Origin of the sequence: Pseudomonas sp. ML2-2023-6 (assembly GCF_037055265.1) — a bacterium.
Taxonomy (GTDB): domain Bacteria; phylum Pseudomonadota; class Gammaproteobacteria; order Pseudomonadales; family Pseudomonadaceae; genus Aquipseudomonas; species Aquipseudomonas kulmbachensis.
Genome location: NZ_CP146347.1, coordinates 693,191 through 712,978, shown reverse-complemented (window position 1 = coordinate 712,978; position 19,788 = coordinate 693,191). Strand labels below are relative to the sequence as shown.

Sequence of the window (19,788 nt, the reverse complement as noted above, 5' to 3'; positions counted from 1 at the left end):
GCGCGCTCAGGCGACCGGTGTAGCTACCGCGCGGTTAACGTCTGTTGCTTGTTCAAGCGAGTTAATCGACGCCTGCAGAATTAACTGCGCGGCTTTTTCGCCAATCATCAAAGTCGGAGAGCAGGTATTACCTGACACGATGCTCGGCATGATCGACGCATCTGCCACCCTTAAACCCGGTACGCCATGGACGCGTAACTCGGCATCGACCACTGCCTCAGCGTCCTGGCCCATGCGGCAAGTACCCACAGGGTGAAAAATCGTCGTACCTATTCGGGCAGCAGCGTCGTACAACTCTTGCTCGGTTTGCAGGTCTTTGCCCGGGAGGTATTCCTCTGGCGTAAAAGCCTGCAAAGCAGCGTTGGCCACAATGCGTCGGGTCAGACGAATAGCATCCGCAGCGACCTTTAAATCGTCAGGGTGGCTCAAGTAATTGGGATCAATCAGCGGCGCGTCATCCGGGTTGGCCGAACGTATATCGACCCGGCCTCGGCTTTTCGGGCGCAAGTTGCACACCGAGGCAGTGAAGGCGGGGAAGGTGTGCAGTGGCTCGCCAAAGCGCTCAAGGGACAGCGGCTGGACGTGGTACTGCAAGTTGGCCGAAGGTTGCGCGGGATCAGACTTTACGAACGCACCCAACTGACTGGGCGCCATGGCCAAGGGACCACTACGGTCGTAGGCATAACGCAGGCCCATGCCGACTTTGCCCCACAGGCTGTTAGCCACCTGGTTTAAGGTGCGTGCCTTGGTCAGTTTGAAAATCAGCCGCAGTTGCAGATGGTCCTGCAGGTTGCCACCCACACCCGGCAATTCGTGCTGAACAGTTATCCCCAGGCTTTCGAGCAGAGGGCGGGGGCCAATACCCGAGCGCTGCAAGATCCCCGGTGAGCCGATGGAGCCCGCGCACAAGATAATCTCGCGACCCGCCGTGAAGGTATGTTCAGTGCCTTGCCAACGGGAGCAAACCTGCGTCGCCCGACCGTTTTCAAGCAACACCTTATCCACCTGAACATCAGTCAATACGGTCAGATTCGGGCGTTTCAGCACCGGGCGCAAAAACGCCTTGGAAGCATTCCAGCGCACACCTGATCGCTGGTTGACTTGAAAGTATCCACAGCCCTGATTGTCGCCACCGTTGAAGTCGCTGACGCTGGCAATCCCGCTCTGTGCGGCGGCATCGCGAAATGCATCCAGAATTGGCCAGGTATAACGCTGTTGCTCAACCCGCCACTCGCCATCACTGCCATGCAGATCGGAGTTGCCGGCAAAGTGTTTCTCACTGCGTTTGAACAGGGGCAGAACTTCTTTCCAGGACCAGCCCGTATTACCCAGCTCGGCCCAGCGGTCGTAATCGCCCGCCTGGCCACGCATATAAATCATGCCGTTGATCGACGAGCTGCCGCCCAGCACCTTGCCCCGAGGGTAGCTCAGGCTGCGGCCCTGCAGGCCGACCTGGGCCTCGGTTTTGAAGCACCAGTCGGTGCGCGGGTTACCGATGCAATACAGGTAACCCACGGGGATATGGATCCACGGGTAGTTATCTTGCCCACCCGCTTCGAGCAGCAACACGCTGTGCCGTGGATCGGCAGACAGCCGATTTGCCAACACGGAACCCGCAGGTCCTGCGCCCACAATGATGTAGTCGTACACCTTACTGGCTGATGGCATTGATCACCTCGCCTTTATTGTTCTTGTCCTGCACCATCCTATTGATTAATTTCGAGTTTGAAACGCGTGATTTCACCCATGGCTTGTGCGTTTTTGCACAGCCGGTTTATCAATGGCGCTTGGGGGCTGACATGTTCGACTGGAATGACCTGCGTTACTTTCTGGAGCTGCAGCGCAGTGGTCGCCTGCTCACGGCCGCCAAACGCCTGAACACCACACACAGCACCGTCGCCAGGCACATTGAAAGCATCGAACAGCACCTTGGAGCGGCGCTGTTCGTACAGCATGCCCAAGGCTACGAACTGACGCCCGCCGGGCAAGCGCTACTCAAGCATGCCGAGGCCATGGAAAACGTCGCATTGCTGGCGCAAGAGGAAATCACCCAGGCCATCGCACCCATGGGGAAGGTCCGTCTTGGGGTCACTGAGGGAATCGGCATCATGTTCATCACTTCGCGATTACGCGGGTTGTTTGAACGCTACCCAGGGCTGGAAGTGGAACTGGTGGCCGTACCGCGCTTTGTCAGCATCCTCAACCGCGAGGCTGAAATCAGCATTCATCTGGAGCGTCCCAACGCTGACCTGTTGATAACTCGAAAACTTACCGACTACCGCCTGGCCCTGTATGCCAGTCGCCTTTACCTCGACAAGGCACCGCCGCTGAACAACCGTGATGACCTGGCCAATCACTACTGGATCGGCTACGTCGACGACTTGCTGTTCAGTCAGGAACTGCTGTTTCTGAACAATTTCTGCCGCACCCCCACCGTGACCTTTCGCAGCACCAGCGTCATCGCCCAGCACCAAGCGGCTCGCGCAGGTTTGGGCATCGCCGTATTGCCCAACTACATGGCCTGCAACGACCTGGAACTAGTACGCGTATTGCCCGAAGAGTCAGTGCAACGCAGCTACTGGATCAGCACCCGCCGTGAACTGCACAAGTCCGTAAGGCTTAGAGTGGTGTGGGATTTTTTGCTGGAATTGTGCAAGGAAGAGCAGGGGGTTTTGCTGGCGCCGTAGGCGAATTTTTTACAAAAAAAAGGCCAACTTTAGCGTTGGCCTTTTTTGACTGCGCTACATCAGTGGTGGTTTGAAAGGCCAGAAAAGCGCTGTCTCACCTCCCACATTTATGGAATATCGCTTTGCGCTCTTCGCTATAACGTTATAAGCGACCGCGAATTAGACTTGATGGCGTGCAGTCCATGCCGTGATTGAGGATAAGAACGTGCAAGAAATATTAAGCATCAACTGGCTGCTTTGGCTGTCAACCATGGCACCGCTGACCCTGAGTGCTGGTCCTGGCAACTTGATGGTTGCGACCTCCGGCGCACAAAGCGGTGTACGTCGTTCGGTCCGGTTTATCGTCGGCCTGGACATCACTTATTTCTTGCTCGCGGTGCTGGTCGGGCTAGGGCTCTATCACACACTGATGAACAACCCGAGGTTGGTCTGGGTACTGCAAGTGCTCGGCAGCTTCTACATCTTGTGGCTTGGGGTGCGACTGTTGTGCCGCCCGCTGAAAGCGCCCAGCGACAAAACCATACACTTGCAGTTTCGAGACGGGATCGTTGTGCAGTTGGGCAATGTGCAAGGAATAGTGATGTTGCTGGTGATGTTTTCCACCTTCACGCCCTCTGGCGAGACCAGCAGCAGCGTCGTGCTGATATTGAGCGCTGCGCTGATTACGCTGAATTTCTTTTCGCACGTCATCTGGGTATCGATGGGGTCGACGGTGCAGAAACTGATCCAGGCGCGGCCCAAACTGCTGGTGTTCCAGAACGCGATGTTTGGACTGATGCTGATCGCGGTAGCGGTCTGGATTTTCCTGCGTACCGGCTCGCTGTAAGGAGTCTCCCTGCAAAGGTTGCTATTACATCTCTACCGTTTTGCTGTGCAATAGCGCTGTCAAATAATCCACCACTTGATCGACTCGGCCTACGCCTTGCGTAGCCTGATTGCGCAGAAGCCAGATATCGGAACTGTGCAGGGGGCTATCGGCCAGGACCTGACGCAAGCCTGACTGCTGTGCAACATAGGTCGGTAGCGCGGCGATACCAAGATCAGCTTCTACCGCCTTGAGCTGAGCATTGAGGTTGGGCACGCGCATCCAGAGTTTCTGGTCGCGGCTCACCTCATTCAGCCATTGCGCGAGCGGCATATAAGCCATTTCCTCAGTCCAACCAATCAAGTAATGATGCTTCAAGTCGTCAGGCTTCGCTGGGAGTGTATTGGCAGCGGCATAACCTTCAGAACAAAAAAGGCCCTGCATCAGTGTCCCGACCCGGCGCATGGTGAAGTTGCCGTTTTCGGGTCTGCGTAATCGAATAATGATGTCGCTATGGCTTTGCGTGAGTTTTGAAGACACCGCCGAGTTGATGAAGTCGAAACTGATCTCAGGGTATTGATCACGGAAATCCGCCAGTCCAGGAATGATCAGGTGCGTGCCCATTAGCTCCGGGCAATCGATACGCACCTGCCCAGCCATCCGATTGCTTGGCTGCGACATCTGTCGCTCAATGAGCTTGAAGCGCTCCTGCGTCTCTAACGCCAGTGGAAGCAGCGCCCTGCCAGCTTCCGTCAGGAAATAGCCGTTGGTGTTTTTCAAGAACAACACGGTACTGAGCGAATCCTCAAGTGCGGCGATCTTGCGCGACACCGTCGATGCCGAAACGTTGAGCGAGTTGCCCGCCTCGGTCACGTTATTCGACTTGGCAACGAAGATAAAAACTTTCAGATCATCCCAGTTCACGTTGACGAAGTACTCAAAAATGGAAAATCGATACCTCTATTTCTACTCGAAATAATGAGAGGGCACGTTAAAGTTTTTGCATGGAGCAAACCCGCAGAGGGCACAGGGATGGTACGTAACTCGATGCTCACCCTAGAGTTTGACCATTTTTTGAACGAAAAAAAGCCCGCCTATTATTAAGCGGGCTTTTTCAGTGGCTTGCCAGGTTGCCTTGGAGTAGTGGGCAAAAAATGCCCACCTATCCAGTCAACCTGCAACACATCTGTAGGTGAGCAAAGTTAACCGACTTTGACACCTTGGAATATCAGCGGTATACAACAGGGTTGGACAAAGTTAATTTCCATTTCGGGAAAAGTTAAGTATCTAAAACCTAACTTCGGCCAATGTAAACCTTACAACTATTTAAGCCGGTATAAAATTGACAGATTGTCAAAACATGAAATCAATTTAAACCAAAAGTTTTGCCTATTCAAGTAGGATTGCACGCTAGCAATGCAGGTATGTCAGCGCTCAACCCTCAATGTCTGCCGTATTGATCATCCACGTTCAACAACTGCACGCACTGACATCTAAGTTAAGTTGATGAGCGTCGCCATTCGGCGCTCTGTAAATATCCACAGCCACCACCTGACTGATGGTCATACTTCGTCACCGTTACGTCACAAATCGTCCCTAGGCTAAACCGAATGGGTCAAGATTTCCGTGACCCGAAGGAGGCCTGCTTGCCCTCTCCAAACACGCGGATAACTTCAGAAAAAACCTCCGACAGTCTTGTGCTGGCGGCGGAATACGTTCGCATGTCCACGGATCATCAACGCTACTCCACCGAAAACCAGTCGGCGGCCATTCATGCATACGCCATGAGCCATGGCATGGAAATCGTTACCACTTATCGTGATGAAGGGAAAAGCGGCCTAGATATTGGCGGTCGGGATGCGTTACGCACACTGCTTGACGATGTGCAGGCCGGAAGGACTCAATTCCAGGTCATTTTGGTCTATGACGTCAGCCGTTGGGGACGTTTTCAGAACACAGATGAGAGTGCTCACTACGAATACCTTTGCACCAGCAGCGGCATCAGGGTGGTGTACTGCGCAGAACCCTTCGAAAACGACGGCTCACCACTAGCAACTATATATAAAGGCATCAAACGATCCATGGCTGGCGAGTACAGCCGTGAATTGTCCCAAAAAGTCTTCGCTGGTCAGTGCCGTCTCGTTGAAAAAGGTTTTCACCAAGGTGGGCCAGCAGGCTATGGGTTACGACGAGCATTGATCGATGAGAAAAGCGAGTTCAAGGCAGAACTATCGCGGGGCCAGCAAAAGAGCCTCCAGACCGACAGGGTCATCCTAATTCCTGGGCCCGAAGCGGAAATCGAAGTGGTTCAACGCATCTACCACCAATTCATCCACAACGGGATGAACGAACGAGAGATTGCCCATGCGCTGAACGCTGAAGGTTTGATCACCGACTTTGATCGCCCTTGGAGCCGGGGCAGCGTCCACCAGGTACTGACCAACGAGAAATATATTGGTAACAACGTCTACAACAAAACATCCTCCAAGCTACGCAAACGCATCAGTCGCAACCCACCCGACAAGTGGGTTCGCTGTGATGGTGCATTCCAGGGAGTTGTCTCACTGGAAGTGTTTGCCGGCGTACGCGAAATCATCTTGCAGCGCTCGCACCGCCTGGATGACGCACAACTGCTAGAACTGCTTCGCACCCTATTGCAACGGGCGGGTTCATTGTCTGGAATGCTCATCGACGAGCAAGACAACATGCCCTCCAGCACTATCTATATAAATCGCTTTGGCGGGCTTTTACGTGCCTATACCCTTATCGGTTACACACCAGACAGAGACTATCGATATTTGGAGATCAATCGATCTCTAAGACAGCTGCATCCGCAGGTTCTTGAAGATGTCTTAAACCACTTGAAATACGTCGGAGCGAGAGTCGAGCTCAGCGATCAGAATGACCTGCTAACTGTTAACAATCAATGGACGGCATCCGTGGTCATTGCCCGTTGCCAACCCACACCGGCTGGAACGCTTCGCTGGAAACTCAGATTCGACAACAGCCTGAACCCTGACATCACTATTGCTGTGCGCATGGAACAAGCAAACCTTCAAGTGCGGGACTATTACCTGGTTCCCAGTATAGACATGGGGGCATGGCCAAAAAGAATGGCCGAAGAAAATAGCCCCTTAATAGACAGTTACCGTTTCGCAACGCTGGATGTACTGGATGGGCTTGCTGCGCGTTGCTCCCTGAAAGAGGCTTGCCAATGACCGTCCCATCAACTGTACGTGACCATGTTGCACTCATTCCCATCTCGCAAATTCACATCCTTAACCCTCGTACGAGAAACAAGAAGGTTCACCGCGAGCTCATCGAGAATATCAAAACGGTGGGCCTCAAGCGCCCCATTACCCTAAGCCGAAAAGCCTCGCCCCAAGGGCCACTTAATTATGACCTCGTGTGCGGGCAAGGTCGCCTCGAAGCGTTCCTCGCTCTGGAAGCCAAAGAGATTCCAGCATTTGTGATTGATGCTGTGGAAGAAGACTGCCTCGTGATGAGCTTGGTGGAGAACGTAGCTCGAAGGCATCACCGCCCGATAGATCTGATGAACGAAGTTGGACGTTTGAAGGAACGGGGCAAGTCAGATGCGGACATCGCAAAAATAATCGGCACCACATCATCATGGGTCAACATGATTGTTGGGCTTCTCGAACGGGGAGAAGAAAAGCTCCTGTCGGCGGTTGAAACTGGATTGATTCCTCTGAGCATGGCGACAGATATAGCCCGTAGCACTGAAAGCGACATTCAAAATGTACTTACTGACGCCTACGAACGCGGGATAAGAGGAAAGAAAATCACGAAGCTACGGCACCTTCTCGAGCTGCGAGCCAAGAGGGACAAGCTTGTTCGGGGGAGCTCGCTAGGCGGTAGCCAGAATAAAAAGAAAAGAATAACTCCCGCAGACCTGAGACGCCTGTTCGAACGGGAGGCCGAACGACAACGCCTGATGGTGAAAAAGGCAGCGTTTACCCATGACCGGGTAGTTTTCGCCATTCAGGCTATCAAAGATCTCTTATCCGTCAGTGATTTCGAAAAGCTGCTCTATACAGAGCATCTGAACACATTGCCGAAGCTGATACAGGCCCGACTTTGGAATGGAAGGGGGTTGTGATGCCTGACCAAACACACGAGCCTACAAACCCCAAGCCGACTCACGTTCCAAAAAATGCTTTTTTGGATGAGTGCGTTCGAGTTCAATTGGCCAATATTCTGCCTCTTAAAATCTCACGCCCAGCAGTAAAAGAAAGTATTAAGTACCAACAAATTCTAGCTTCGATCCAGGATGTGGGATTGGTCGAGCCTCCGGCTGTAACGCCTGTTCCTGGCCGCAATGGGCATTATTTTTTACTTGATGGCCATCTGCGTATTGAGGCGCTAAAGGATTTGGGCGAGATGGACGTTGATTGTCTCGTGGCCACCGACGATGACACGTATTCGTACAACAAACGTACTAACAAACTTTCTGCCGTACAAAGCAACAAAATGATTGTGCGCGCTATGGAGCGCGGGGTCTCGGCGGATCGACTTGGTAAAGCCCTTGGATTATCACCACAGACAATCAAGCAGAAGTTTCGTCTGCTTAATGGCATTTGTGCAGAAGCCATTATGCTTCTGGGTGACACCGACTGCCCGGCAAACGTATTCAATCTTCTAAGGCAGATGAAACCACTGAGACAAATTGAAGCGGCTGAGTTGATGATTGGAAACAAAAATTTCTCAGTCCTACTCGCTAAAGCCCTTTTGGCTGCCACGCCATCAGACCAGCTGGCAGTACCAAGAAAGTCCCTTCCAGATCAGCAAATTTCAGCGGAATCAATCGCTCGCCTAGAGCGTGAGCTTGCCGCCTTGCAAATGCAGATCAAAACAGTCGAGGAGGATTACGGGCCAGATGTACTTCATCTCACGGTCATCAAAGGCTATCTAACCGAGCTTCTCGCCAACGCTGCAGTTGTCCGGTGGCTGGCCAAGCACCAACCTGAATACCTGAAAGAATTCCAATCCATCGCCGAGCTGACTGAACTACCTTGGGGAAGTGACGAATTAGAAACTGTTCTACCGGATCCCGCTGCCGAACATACAAAATAGATCGCTTGAGCCGAACACTCAGATTTGAGCAGTCCTGTCAGATGGCCATTGCCACACACACGATCCGCTCGATGAATTCATCGCTCACCACTCCATTGAGCTGAAAGTACCTTCGAGTCGGTAACCCATCGCCCGGTATCCACTTTGGCGCTGATCCCGTTCTTGTCATCCCGAGTGGCCTAGCGGTACTTACCAGCCATAGCGACTGGTTATGTCCATAGGGTGATCAAGCAGTTCATCCGCCTGCAAGGTCAGCGGATCGAGCCAGTCCGCTTTGGCCCTATGAATCAAACCGAGTTTACCGTAGGGCAGGTTATGCGCAGCGTGGTTCGAATCCCCTGATGGCCACCGACCCACCCCGACCGGCTCATACCGTGATGAGCAACCCCGGATCAAAGCGGGTGGCTTCCCCGGGATAACCGCGCGGGTTGCACACCACCCGCGTCCCCGCGAGGACGTAATCCTCTGCCTCGTGCACATGCCCGTGCACCCACAGATTAATGGTGGAGCCCATCATCCGTTCCCACGCGTTGGCATACGCCGCGTCGAGATCGGTACCGGCATACGGGCTGTTTTGTAGGGAACGCAGTGACGGGGCATGGTGTGTGATGACCACCGTGGGGCCGGCATACGCCATCGCCAAGCGCTGCCGCAACCAGGTCAGTGCCTGATGGTTCAGTTCCATAAAGTCGGCCGGGCGCACCCGGCGGTAACCGGCGGTACGAATGCGGCGAAAATCCGTCATCTGCGCCTGCGCCAGCCATTGGGCGCGCGCGGCATTGCCCGTCACGGCGTAGTCCGTCCAAGCGGTTGTCCCAAGAAAACGCACGCCGTCGATGATCACTTCATCGCGCTCGAGTACTTGAACGCGCGGGGTTTGCAACGCCCGCAATTTGTCGAGAGTGCGGCTGAGGTGTCCGCCGTAGTATTCATGATTACCTGCGATATACAGGATGGGACAGGCGAAAGTACGCTGCGCCCAGGCCAAGCCTCGGGTACCCACATCGATATCACCGGCCAAGATCACCACGTCCGCGTCCACGCTGGGCGGCACGAAGGGGGTGAATTCCAGATGCAAATCGGAAAGCACGTAGATACGCATGGTACGACCTCGTGATGAGTGAGCACATTGGCCCAACTGCTTTGGGCCGAGGTGTTGCCGCCCCGGTGGGTCAAGCGGATCGGTGGCGGTAGAGCCTGAAAAACGTGCGAAGCCGTGACGGCGCCTCAATACAGGCTGAAGACCACCTCCAGTGTTTCGGCTTTGCTGCAGCCCTCGCCCAGAAGTACATACACAGTATTGCCGGTCTCGAAAAAACCTTGTGCTGTATACGAGACCTCAAAGGTACTTCTCACCCAATAGCCCGGCGCAAAGCGTCCAGCGCTGTCGAACACAATGTTATGCGCAAACACGAGGCGCGGCGCCATGCCCGGATGCTCAGCAGCCCACTGCGCCGGATCCGCCATGAGCAGATCCACTAACATCCACTGCCTGACCAAACAGTGGGGTTTGTTCGGGTAGCGACGCTGCGCTTCACGGCTCGCCTCCTCCGGGCTGAGGCCTAGGCCCGCCATCGGCGTGCCGGCGCCATACAGAAAGTTGGCCATCTGCGCTAATGGATTTGATTCGCTCATCTCGCTTACCTCCGTTGAATGATCAACTGCCTGGGCCTGATATCGGCCACGGGGCACCATCGCTGGGCACCGGCCTAGGCAGTGGTCTGTGCTCAGTTATTGCAGCGCAGTCGGGGTGCGAAAAAGGCCACCGACCATCAACCGGGCGAACTCATAGAAAGAGCGCCGCCCCGCTGGGCCATCGAAGCTGACGATCACATACCACTCAGCCTCAATAGTCTTGAATGTCCAATAGCCCTGGCGCATCACCAGACTATCGATCTCGGCGGTACACAACGCAGTACCGTCGGCCACCCGTTCCAACACATCGGCATACACACGCCCGCAGGCACAATCACACTCGATCCGCACCTCGACCAGGAAGGCCGTCATGGATAACCACAGCCCACGATTACCAAGTGCCTGCGCTAACTCGAACGACGCTGTCATCCGCCTACCTCCCGGTTATTGCAGTCGGCCCGGAGTGGCGTAGAAACCGTTGGACAGAATCTTCAAAAAATCGATAAACGATCTTTTTCCGCCATCGGTATGAAAGGTGACGACGACATAAAGGCTCTGGCTGGCTGTTTGGATGACCCAAAAATGTCCTTCGCGAGAGACGCTATGGATGTCAGAGGTACGAACGCGATGGCCATCCGGAAACGCTCCCCGCTGAGTGGGTCGCGCATCGTGATGAATAACCCCCACAGCACAACAGCTGCTAATCAACACGTCGGTCAGGTAGGCCGTGACGGGCGCCGCGAATCGGGAAGCTAGCGCTTCCTGTAATCGCCGTTCCGCACTCGCACAAGTGTCGGTCATGGCGGTGTCTCCAAGAGCGACAGCGCGGGCTTGCACCGTCCATCCACCAAGGGCATTCGCGAATCAGCACACGCCGAGGCGGGCTGGCGAGCCCAGTCAGACGCCCTACCAGAGGCGATATTGATCAATTCGTCGGCAGATAACAGCAGGCCGCGTTGGCTGCCCTCACTGGTGGCGTGCGCCCCTTGCGCCAACACGCCTTTGATTTTGAGCGGCTTGGTCAACCAGATCGACTTACTCCCCAAGCGCTCGGCGGCATCGGCTGCCACCACATAACGCGAGAGAAACGCCACCAGGTTCGCCACGGAAATAAACACCCGGCGCTTGCCCTCGTCGAGTTCTGTGCGCGCCGGTAGCAAGCCTTGGTCGATCCAAGCCTTGATGGTCTCGTGTTTCCAGCGCGTGATCTTGGTCAGATCGGTAATGCTCAGGTCAGGCAGAGTCGGCTCTTGCCGAAGGTAGCCGAACAGTTCGTCATGATCAAACCTGAACGCGGCCAAACCCTGGATACTGGTATCCCTCACCACGGGCTTGATCTGACCGCTGAATATCAACCGGTACAGTTCATGGGTCTGCTGGCTGGAAAAACGTTTGCCGCTGATATCCTCGAGTCCCAAGGTAGAATCAAACGCAGCGTGGCGACAACCTTCGGCCAAGGTATCGACCAGGCGCTGGATGTCCTTCACGCGATAATCACCTTTGGCAAATAGCGGCTTGTCGCTGTCAGTCACCCGATTCAGCACGCCCGACGCGAGCAAGCGCTCACGCACGCGGCGGGTGATGTTGAGCATACTGAGCAGCTCTTTGCCGGCGACAAAACCCTTGGCGGCCTGCTGCTGCGCTTCCACCGCCGACCGGTCAACCACGCAGAATTCCACGGCGGCGCCACTCATGATTTCCCCCGACAGTTTTCCGGTCTTCACTAAGGAAACGATTCGATCCGGGGAGGAGCCGAGCAAACGGGCCGCCTCGCTGGCAGTAAAGGTTTTTTTCAGCCCCAGCAACTCGGCGGCGATGTATTTCATTTTGCGGTTAATGGGGGCATCAGCCTGTTCCAGCATCACGCTGCACACCGTGGCGCGAACCGAGCTGTAAGCGGTGGACGCGAACGTAGCATTCAGCTCTTTGTACCAGGGGCCGAGGTTGTGGACGAAGCGACTGGACTTAAGCCTATTGGCTGCCTGCACCTTGTTTTGTACAAACGCGTGAAAGCGATTTGGTAGATCTTCAGCCAGCGCAAAGCAGGCTTGATTAATTTCCAGTGCTCGCTGAAAGCTGATCGCGGCGTTTTTGCGCTGCGGTGTCGGCAGCGTCAAGTTTGCCAGGAACAGGAGAAACTTGTCGATGTCCGCCGGCACGCTCGGCTCATCACTGAGTCCACTCAGCACGCATGGGTCGCTGGGCACCGCTAGCAGCAACGACGAAATGTATAGATTCGCCACATCGGCTGGGCGCCCGCGTGTCTCACTCAATGCGTAACCACAGCGACAGCGAGACACCGCGCCGCGATTGAGTTGTGCTGGCGCGTCGCATTCAGGGCATTGCTCGATCAGCAGTACCTGATGTGTCGGACAGGCCGTAAACAGCTCATGGTGCCAAGCCTGCCGGATGTAGCCTTCCTGCCCAAGGCATTCGGGGCACACCGCAATCGCGGCTTTACGCATAAAGGCGCCGGTCACCAGCGATCCGTGAAGGGTGGGAAAACTGGCCAGCCTCTGCAGCCGCTGCACTTCCAGGCCGTGATAGTCGGCAATCACTTGCAGTTCCCGCTGCGCATACTGAGCCTTGAATCGGACTCCAGTTGGCCGCAGCAGGGTCGTGACCGAACCGAGGAAGTTCTCCTCGGCCAATCGCAAAAAATAGCCATTAAGGCTTTCGCCAGCGAAGTCGGTCTCAGGAATGAATGCCAACATGATGTTCTCCCTAGATCTGTACACCGGCTTCTTGCATGACCTTGGCGTAGACCGAGGCCATGTGCTCGATCTGGATCGTCCGAACGGGGTCAAATGGATTGAAGTCGACGAGTCGGCCGATCACCGTTTGCTCATACGCCCTTGCGAATGCCTCATACAACGCCACTTTGTCGCCGCCGACCATTGCCTGTACTTCCATAAAGACCTTGTTGATCATCCCGTAGCGACCCGCAGAAGCGACATACATGCGCTGAGCAAAGTCAGGGTCTTTGCAAGCGAACGTCTTCCAGCCGCTTTCCGTCAGGTACTCAAGCGCCCCCGCCAACGCACTGCGAAAGCTTTTGAAATCCTCGCCTTGCCATTGGTACGGGTAGTATTCGACGGGGCGTCGCGCACGGTCTGCGAGTTGTTCGTTGGCTTGAAACAGTCCCAGCAGTGTCGGCAAACCAACCAAGACCAAACTGGCCTGTGTAAGATCGAAAAGCCCCTTCAAAAAGTCGGCCGCAGCCCGAACAGTGGTACTGCTACCGCGCTCCAGCATGTGCTGGGTCTCATCAAAGATGATCATCCGAGTTTCCCGCCGGTTGACGGCTTTGATGAACGCAGCGGTGGCTTCGACATGATTTTTGAACAGCCCAGGGCTCATGCCGATGCTCATCAGGCAAGCGTCCGGTAAAGCTCGCCCGGTCAGGTGCTTGGGACTGACGACGCTGATGATCTCCCGGCAGCTGCCTGTCACCGAATGCGTTGCGATAAGGCTCGCTAGTAACTTCGACTTACCGACTCGAGTAGGCCCGACAATCGGCAGAATTTGCGGGTCTTTCGCCTGAGCACGGGCGAGCACTGCTTCAATTTGCGCCTGCACAGTGTTGAAGCGATCGTGGCAAACCAACTGATCGGCAATCCGACTCATTTCAACCCCCTACGCAGTGCTGGGGAAAAATCATCGTCCGTTTCGACCGCCGGCGCCGGCCGCAATACGCCGCTCTGCGTAGGCGTGTGCTTTTCAAACTGCGCAGCGATGTCTGCCTTCTGCGCCAATTTCTCTCGCGCACGCAATGCTTGGTTGTTGGCCTTGATTTTAGGGCGGCGCTGGCTGTCAGCAGTGAACTGCGCAAGCATTTGAGCATGGACACGCTGATAGTCATGACCCGACATCGTGTCCGCAGGGCCCGAGTACGCTTTTTTGAGCGTTTTGGCGACCTCAAAAGATACTTCCGGTATGCCCACCGTCTTGTTCGCAAGCCGGATCAGACTCCCATCGTCAGGGTGCAGCGCGTAGATTGCCGTGCAGTTCTCCGGGTTAAACAAAAAGTCGACGCTGTTGATGATCCGCTCGCGCGCCAACACCGCCAGCGCCTGACTGTGGAACTGAAACCCTTCAAAATCGACGCCGTAATGCTGGAGCTTGCGAGTGCTCCGGTTGACCTCTAACAACAATTTTTTGAGTTGGTCGAGTGAAGGCGGCGGTACGGGCAGGAAGTTGGAGAGTGCTTCATCCATAGCGCTTTTAATCGTCATCGGCTTTCCATGCCGGAACCCTAGCTTTTGATTCGATTGATGGATGTACACATCCGCGACAAAGGTCACCACATGGCGATAGATCTCTTCGATGGAGTAACAGGCTTCGGCAGCCGCCTTGGCATGGCGGTTTTTAATGCGCTTGTCCTGGCTTTTTTTCGCTCCCGGCATCTTGCTGAACAAGCCTTCATCCGCCGCTTTGAAGAAGGATTCCACATGCGGTTTATCGTCGCCACGTGCGATCCGGGCATATTCGATCTGAATACCGAGTCGGCGCACGATAGCCAGTGCCAGATCCGAGAAATTCTCTGACGCGTTGTCGAGCACTACCAAGGCAATCCCACAGGGCTGCACCCAATCTGTTTTGATACCAAACCGCGCGTTGAAGGCCTGGTCTTTCGGCATTAAAAAAAACTCAAACACTTTGAGCAGGGTGTATTCGCTGGGCTTGCCGCCACTGACGAATACACCTACGGGGTAGGAGGTGCGCGCGCAGACCATGGCGTACAAGGTCAGCTCGGTGTAGCGATGCCCGTACTCGTCACAGCAGTACACATCAATCGTCTTGGCATCAATCTCCACCCGTTCAAAAGGCAGTTTGACGTCGTACCGACGGACGGCTTGCCGGTTCCACAAGTTGTAGGTACGCGGGTCGAGTCGCCCCTGTTTAACGAGCGAGCTGGGCAGCTGTTGGAGCATACGCGCGATGGTTTTGCGATCGACTTTCTCATCGGCTCCGGTGGCCTGATTGTGCGTCTTCAGTTCCTCGTTGACCATCAATGCGACGGAAGACAAATTGACTTTGTCGTCCTTCATAAAGGTCTGAATCAACACCTTTTCGGCGACCGCCTTCGCTGCGGTTTTTTTGGCCCAGCCCGTCCCCCCTCGACGACTGAAATTGGGAATGAGACCTTCAAAGCCTAAGCGCTTTAAGTCTTTGCGATAACGCTGAATGGTCTTGTTTGACGGGCGTTTATGACCGTGCCGCTGACAGTATCTATCAATCTGTGCATCGCATATCGACGGGTCGAGACCTTGCTTTTCCAGCGAACGCTGAAACTCGAGCAGCTGCTGACGAAAGTCAGCCTCGCGTTGTTCGCTGGTCGTCCAGGAGCGCTGCGTGGCTTCAATTTGCCGTTGCGACAGCTCAATCTCGCCCGAGGCAATGAGATTGTAAAAGGCCCGTATATCGACAGCACGCTCGACTCCACCCTTGGCCTCGAGGACGATATCGCCCAATGTCGGCTTGATCGCCTTGATGACGTAACACGTCTCCTGCCAAACCACGGCTTGACTCACTTGCAGATTACTGTTCATAACGAATGACCTCGAATGCGCTCAAACTGCCGAACGCCGGAACGATGTCGAAATCCATGTGCTCAAATAGATGACGTACCAAGTCGAACTTTATTAGCCCAAGCAACACTCCTGCGGCCAACTGATAGTTCAGCGGCACATCGCCGGTTAGTACTTGGGTGACAGGCCCCGTCAGCACATGAGGATCGCGCGCTTGCAAGGCAGCGGCCCAACTGGGGAGGGAAGGGGCAGCTTGCGCCAGGTACTGCATGAGGAGCTGAGCGTTTCTCAGGTAGTGGCCAGTAAAATCGGCCTCCGTGATGACAATGAAACGCAAACCTTGCTGGCGCAAAGCCTCGCGTACGTTCTCCAATAGCGCCTTGTGCTCCTGCACGAATGCGCTGGGTTTAACTTCGACCACGATCTGTAGATCGTCCAGATCCACGGCAAAATCCGGGGTGTAATACACCGCTCCCGATCGCTTTATCGGGTGCTTCTCCGCCAGCCGTTCGCCCGTTGATAAATCAAGCGTAAACGGTTGGGCGCGATAGGCTCGCACCCGGGGGTCTAGCTCTAATGCATGCGCGACCGATTGCTCCAGTCGCGACTCCAGTCGAACTTCGACAAACCCATTCTTCGGCGAGCACATGATATGCGCCCTTCGCGCCCGATTGGAGCGCTTGGCGACGTCACGGCTGACGGCAGGGCTTTGGGAATCAAATTTCATTGGTACACTTCACCAAATACTTGAGCTGTCAGGTATAACCCCGACTCGGTAGACTGTCAATATTTGGTGAGGTGTACCCAAAAGGGTAGGCACACCCTTGTATTGGTGGGGGAAGAGGAATGGGAAGACAGGCTAAACAGCCCTGGTACATGCTTTTTCAAGCAGTGCGTACTCGTATCAATGCCTATCAAGGCACTGACAGCATCAACTTACTGATTCGACAATTGGCGCAAGAGGCGGGTTATGACGCCAAAGTCGTCTCGCGCATGCTCAAGGCCGGTAATTTTCTCGTCAGCCTTTCGCCTACGCTGGCCCCGGAACAGGTCAAGTGTGGCTATGCGCATATTGAGCTCTTGGAACGCTTACATCAGTTGGACGCCGTCGTCGCAACTTCCATGCTATCCGCCACCCTGGCGAACCAACACACCTTACAAACCTTACGCGAAACCATAACGCACTACGCCACCGTAGCCGGTACACCGGCCACCACTGCCCGTTCAAAAGCTCGTAGCCGCGTGACTAACCATGAGCGTCTGGCGTCGGCGGCCATCCTAGAAGCAGGCGCGGATTTTTTTGGCTTTCCGGGCGGGGAGATCATCAAGGTCACTCACTCCGATTTTTTTAGCCAATTTTTCATGATCCAGCTCAACGGACAGCAGAAGGCTGCCATCTTTATTCGAGTTGGCGACACCTCCCGTAAGCAAGAAAAAGCCGCAGCCGACCTCCTGAAACTGGCTAGCATGGCCCGACCCTATTTCGAAAAAATATGGTTCGTTTTCCCCGAGCCCTCCGGGGTGGTACACGAGCTTGCGTATCATGCTCATGCCATCAAAGCGTTTGATAACTGGCTGTCCCTGGCCACGCTGAGCGAAGAGGAACAGGCGATTGAGAAGTTCTGGAACCTAGCACGCGCCTTCACTGAAGAGCTATTTGGCGGTAGTCCACTCAAGTGGGAAGGCTTCGCCGTTCTAGATAGGGCGAAGAAAAATGGAGAGTTCTTACCCGTTCTAGAAATTTAACTATGTGTAGTGGTCAACTGATCCCGGACAGAGCGAGCTTGTGCATGCCAGGGAATCCTTGACCACAATGGCGTCTCGGATTTGACCAAACGCAATCACTCGGCAGTCTGTCGAGGAGGGCGGCGAACGACCAGCTGTAGTATCGAAATACCGCCCGGCGCTACAGCGCCGAGGAGCAGAAACTGGATGGATAAGTCCCGAGCTGAAACACACAACACCATGCTTTATGCAGATTCATACTCTTGAAAAAACTCGTAAGCGTCCAATACATCTTCAGTAACCGTTCGGGCCCGGTTGCCTTGTCCAGTAACCTGCACTACGAACTGAATAGAATCCTCCAAGGTAACCGACGCTCCCTTGTAATCATCGCCTATCACAAAGGTTTTCGAAAAGGGGCTGAGGGCAGAAGCCAACTCTCCAATTACATTGTCCCGGTCACCAAAATCCTCATCGTCCAACTCAAGCAGCGCGGCCATAATTGAGCAGTCAATCATGGTGCCCGTGAGCCATTCGCAACTGGAGGCATAACCTGCGCACCATTTAATGTTTGTGCCTTCGATGCAAACTTGAATGGATGTCGTTTCTTTTCCGACGAAACATGAGCCCAGCATAATTCCGGTGATATTGCTGGATTTCGAATATTTCCCAATTTCCAATAGCAAATCAAAGATATCAATACCCGCAATTTTCTTTTTGTAGCCGTGAGCTGCAATATATACCACGGTGCTCTCAAAGCGGCACTTGCACAGATATGCTAAAGCTTTCTTAAAACTACTCTTATCGTAAAAATTTGCGTGATAGACTTCAGTATCGCCGACATACTTAGCAATCCCTTCGACAAAGGGCAGCACACTACTCCGGTTCGAGTCATCATTGTCCAACTCCCATGGGCACTCTAATACCAGAATTGCACGATTTGACTTATGTTGCCGCTTCATAGTTAAAACATCCTGTTGGAAACTACCAAAGTAATCTAAGGTCACTTAATATAATACTGAGGCCGTTGATCTAGAGTACGATCAAGCCCAGACTAACGAACCTAAAGGGTCTTAGACTCGTGACACGTCAGGGTGTAACAAATCCTCAGGAAAGGCTTCCCGTATCCCCATCCACAGTAACAACCAACTGGTTTCTCTGGAGTCACTTTTTAACTTTGCCCGGCGTCGCGTCAGGATTTTCAACTCACTTTCTTTACGTTGCTTGGCTTCAACAGGTGAGACTTTCAACCACACAGATTTCGAGTCACCCCACGGATTTTTCCATTCAAGCGTGGTCTCCAGTTTGGCGGCCAGTATTGACACATGGGCAGGTGCGGAATCTCGTCTGAGTAACAACCATGCCTGTAATGCTTTCCGGCACTCCACCTCGAGAGTCTTGTAGTTGTCGATTGTGAATTCGATGGCATAGTCATCCGCATCGACCAGGCGGACACGAAACCGTCGCGATTTTCTTTCGGTCAGTCTGTGTTCACTATCCTTCTCGACATCCAGTGTAACAAGAGGTTGGTAATGCTCTGCCCAGGACAAACGCTTGCTTCGGAGTTGCTGCCGGTGGCTGTACAGATAGCGGCCCAGAGCGACAGCTTGTTGCCGAACCTTATGCAGATCGCGCTGCTCGCTGGCGACCGACGCTTGGTTTTCCCGCAACATGTCGCCCTGCATGAGCAAGTCTGGCGTTTCGATACCCGCCATACTGGCCTCCGCCAGCAGTTGCAAGGCCCAAGCCGTGCTGACTTCACCGACGAGCCCCACATGCAGGGGCAGACGGCCTGTCACGGCATGGTTTTCATGGCCTTCACAGGCCGAATAGGTGAAGCAGCCTGCTGCAGACAACCCTTTGACCAAGAGGGCAATATGCGTGTCCAGCACAGCGACAGAGATCTTCTGGCCATGCTCACGGCGTTTAAAGTTGCTTGGTCGAGCTTCAAAGAGGTTATAGCCGGATTCCTGTTGAACATGCTGAGAACGAAATAGCTTAGCGACTTGCCAAGGCGCGAGGCGCTGATCACAAGCATCTAGGCGTAATGGCCGGTTGCCGGACGATGTCTTTTTTAGGCCACCCAGATCGAGTTGTTCGAGCATTTCCCGAAGAAACTCACTATCCGCCTGGTCGTGACCGCCTTGAAGACTACGGCGACTGCCGCTCTTGTAGTCGTGCAAATACGCATTATCAGTCAGATAAATATCCTGGCCGACGGTTTCGATTAAAAAGCCCCGATCCAGTAGTGCAGATGAGAGGAAAAAGGTGAGATCCGTCATTGGAAGCTCCAGAAAAAAGCCTTATGCCGCAG

The 19,788-nt window shown here is 54.3% G+C and carries 18 protein-coding genes; 6 read left to right on the top strand and 12 right to left on the bottom strand.

Annotated features, from left to right (window positions below):
* Positions 1-6: 6 nt before the first annotated feature.
* Entirely contained in the window at positions 7-1,668 is a 1,662-nt protein-coding gene (locus tag V6L79_RS03150; RefSeq protein WP_338579811.1) for a GMC family oxidoreductase N-terminal domain-containing protein, read from the bottom strand.
* Positions 1,669-1,799: 131 nt separating this feature from the next.
* Between V6L79_RS03150 and V6L79_RS03145 the strand changes: the two genes are divergently transcribed.
* Positions 1,800-2,687: a LysR family transcriptional regulator gene (locus V6L79_RS03145; RefSeq protein ID WP_261740336.1), complete on the top strand. Its 888-nt coding sequence runs from the start codon at positions 1,800-1,802 to the stop codon at positions 2,685-2,687.
* A gap of 205 nt (positions 2,688-2,892) precedes the next feature.
* The gene (locus tag V6L79_RS03140; RefSeq protein WP_261740335.1) at positions 2,893-3,513 is read left to right on the top strand and encodes a LysE family translocator; all 621 of its coding nucleotides are present in this window, start codon (positions 2,893-2,895) and stop codon (positions 3,511-3,513) included.
* 24 nt (positions 3,514-3,537) lie between these two features.
* On the opposite strand, the gene V6L79_RS03135 is transcribed toward V6L79_RS03140, so the two are convergent.
* Positions 3,538-4,416 (bottom strand): LysR family transcriptional regulator, encoded by an 879-nt coding sequence (locus V6L79_RS03135; RefSeq protein ID WP_261740334.1) that lies wholly within the window; start codon positions 4,414-4,416, stop codon positions 3,538-3,540.
* Between the two features lie 722 nt (positions 4,417-5,138).
* Between V6L79_RS03135 and V6L79_RS03130 the strand changes: the two genes are divergently transcribed.
* Genes V6L79_RS03130 through V6L79_RS03120 form a run of 3 tightly spaced genes read left to right on the top strand, consistent with a single transcriptional unit; the run spans position 5,139 to position 8,586 of the window.
* Complete coding sequence (locus V6L79_RS03130; protein WP_338579810.1) at positions 5,139-6,710, top strand: recombinase family protein; 1,572 nt, start codon at positions 5,139-5,141, stop codon at positions 6,708-6,710.
* Positions 6,707-7,612: a plasmid partitioning protein RepB C-terminal domain-containing protein gene (locus V6L79_RS03125; protein ID WP_153403977.1), complete on the top strand. Its 906-nt coding sequence runs from the start codon at positions 6,707-6,709 to the stop codon at positions 7,610-7,612. The genes V6L79_RS03130 and V6L79_RS03125 overlap by 4 nt, the downstream gene beginning before the upstream one ends.
* On the top strand, positions 7,612-8,586 hold the full coding sequence (locus tag V6L79_RS03120; protein ID WP_338579809.1) for a plasmid partitioning protein RepB C-terminal domain-containing protein: 975 nt from the start codon (positions 7,612-7,614) through the stop codon (positions 8,584-8,586). The genes V6L79_RS03125 and V6L79_RS03120 overlap by 1 nt, the downstream gene beginning before the upstream one ends.
* Positions 8,587-8,953: 367 nt before the next feature.
* Here the strand turns inward: V6L79_RS03120 and V6L79_RS03115 are convergent, their stop codons facing one another.
* The 8 genes from V6L79_RS03115 to V6L79_RS03080 form a co-directional block, all read right to left on the bottom strand.
* A complete protein-coding gene (locus V6L79_RS03115; protein ID WP_338579808.1) occupies positions 8,954-9,688 on the bottom strand; it encodes a metallophosphoesterase family protein in 735 nt (244 codons plus the stop codon).
* 125 nt (positions 9,689-9,813) lie between these two features.
* Positions 9,814-10,221 carry a DUF6957 family protein gene (locus tag V6L79_RS03110; protein WP_153403968.1) on the bottom strand — a complete coding sequence of 136 codons (408 nt, stop codon included), beginning with the start codon at positions 10,219-10,221 and terminating at the stop codon, positions 9,814-9,816.
* Positions 10,222-10,317: 96 nt separating this feature from the next.
* Positions 10,318-10,650 (bottom strand): hypothetical protein, encoded by a 333-nt coding sequence (locus V6L79_RS03105; RefSeq protein ID WP_338579807.1) that lies wholly within the window; start codon positions 10,648-10,650, stop codon positions 10,318-10,320.
* Between the two features lie 15 nt (positions 10,651-10,665).
* Positions 10,666-11,022, bottom strand: a complete 357-nt coding sequence (locus V6L79_RS03100) for a hypothetical protein (protein ID WP_338579806.1) — start codon at positions 11,020-11,022, stop codon at positions 10,666-10,668.
* Positions 11,019-12,935, bottom strand: coding sequence for a TniQ family protein (locus V6L79_RS03095; protein ID WP_338580295.1), 1,917 nt, complete (start codon positions 12,933-12,935; stop codon positions 11,019-11,021). Before V6L79_RS03095 ends, V6L79_RS03100 begins: the two co-directional genes overlap by 4 nt.
* Positions 12,936-12,945: 10 nt before the next feature.
* Positions 12,946-13,848 (bottom strand): TniB family NTP-binding protein, encoded by a 903-nt coding sequence (locus V6L79_RS03090; protein WP_338579805.1) that lies wholly within the window; start codon positions 13,846-13,848, stop codon positions 12,946-12,948.
* Positions 13,845-15,773 (bottom strand): Mu transposase C-terminal domain-containing protein, encoded by a 1,929-nt coding sequence (locus V6L79_RS03085; RefSeq protein WP_338579804.1) that lies wholly within the window; start codon positions 15,771-15,773, stop codon positions 13,845-13,847. The genes V6L79_RS03090 and V6L79_RS03085 overlap by 4 nt, the downstream gene beginning before the upstream one ends.
* The gene (locus tag V6L79_RS03080) at positions 15,763-16,479 is read right to left on the bottom strand and encodes a TnsA endonuclease N-terminal domain-containing protein (protein ID WP_338579803.1); all 717 of its coding nucleotides are present in this window, start codon (positions 16,477-16,479) and stop codon (positions 15,763-15,765) included. The genes V6L79_RS03085 and V6L79_RS03080 overlap by 11 nt, the downstream gene beginning before the upstream one ends.
* Positions 16,480-16,598: 119 nt before the next feature.
* Between V6L79_RS03080 and V6L79_RS03075 the strand changes: the two genes are divergently transcribed.
* Positions 16,599-17,498, top strand: a complete 900-nt coding sequence (locus tag V6L79_RS03075; protein ID WP_338579802.1) for a hypothetical protein — start codon at positions 16,599-16,601, stop codon at positions 17,496-17,498.
* Between the two features lie 224 nt (positions 17,499-17,722).
* Here V6L79_RS03075 and V6L79_RS03070 read toward each other — a convergent pair whose 3' ends face one another.
* Entirely contained in the window at positions 17,723-18,436 is a 714-nt protein-coding gene (locus tag V6L79_RS03070; RefSeq protein ID WP_338579801.1) for a hypothetical protein, read from the bottom strand.
* A 111-nt stretch (positions 18,437-18,547) separates the two neighbouring features.
* On the bottom strand, positions 18,548-19,756 hold the full coding sequence (locus tag V6L79_RS03065; protein ID WP_338579800.1) for a hypothetical protein: 1,209 nt from the start codon (positions 19,754-19,756) through the stop codon (positions 18,548-18,550).
* Positions 19,757-19,788 lie beyond the last annotated feature (32 nt).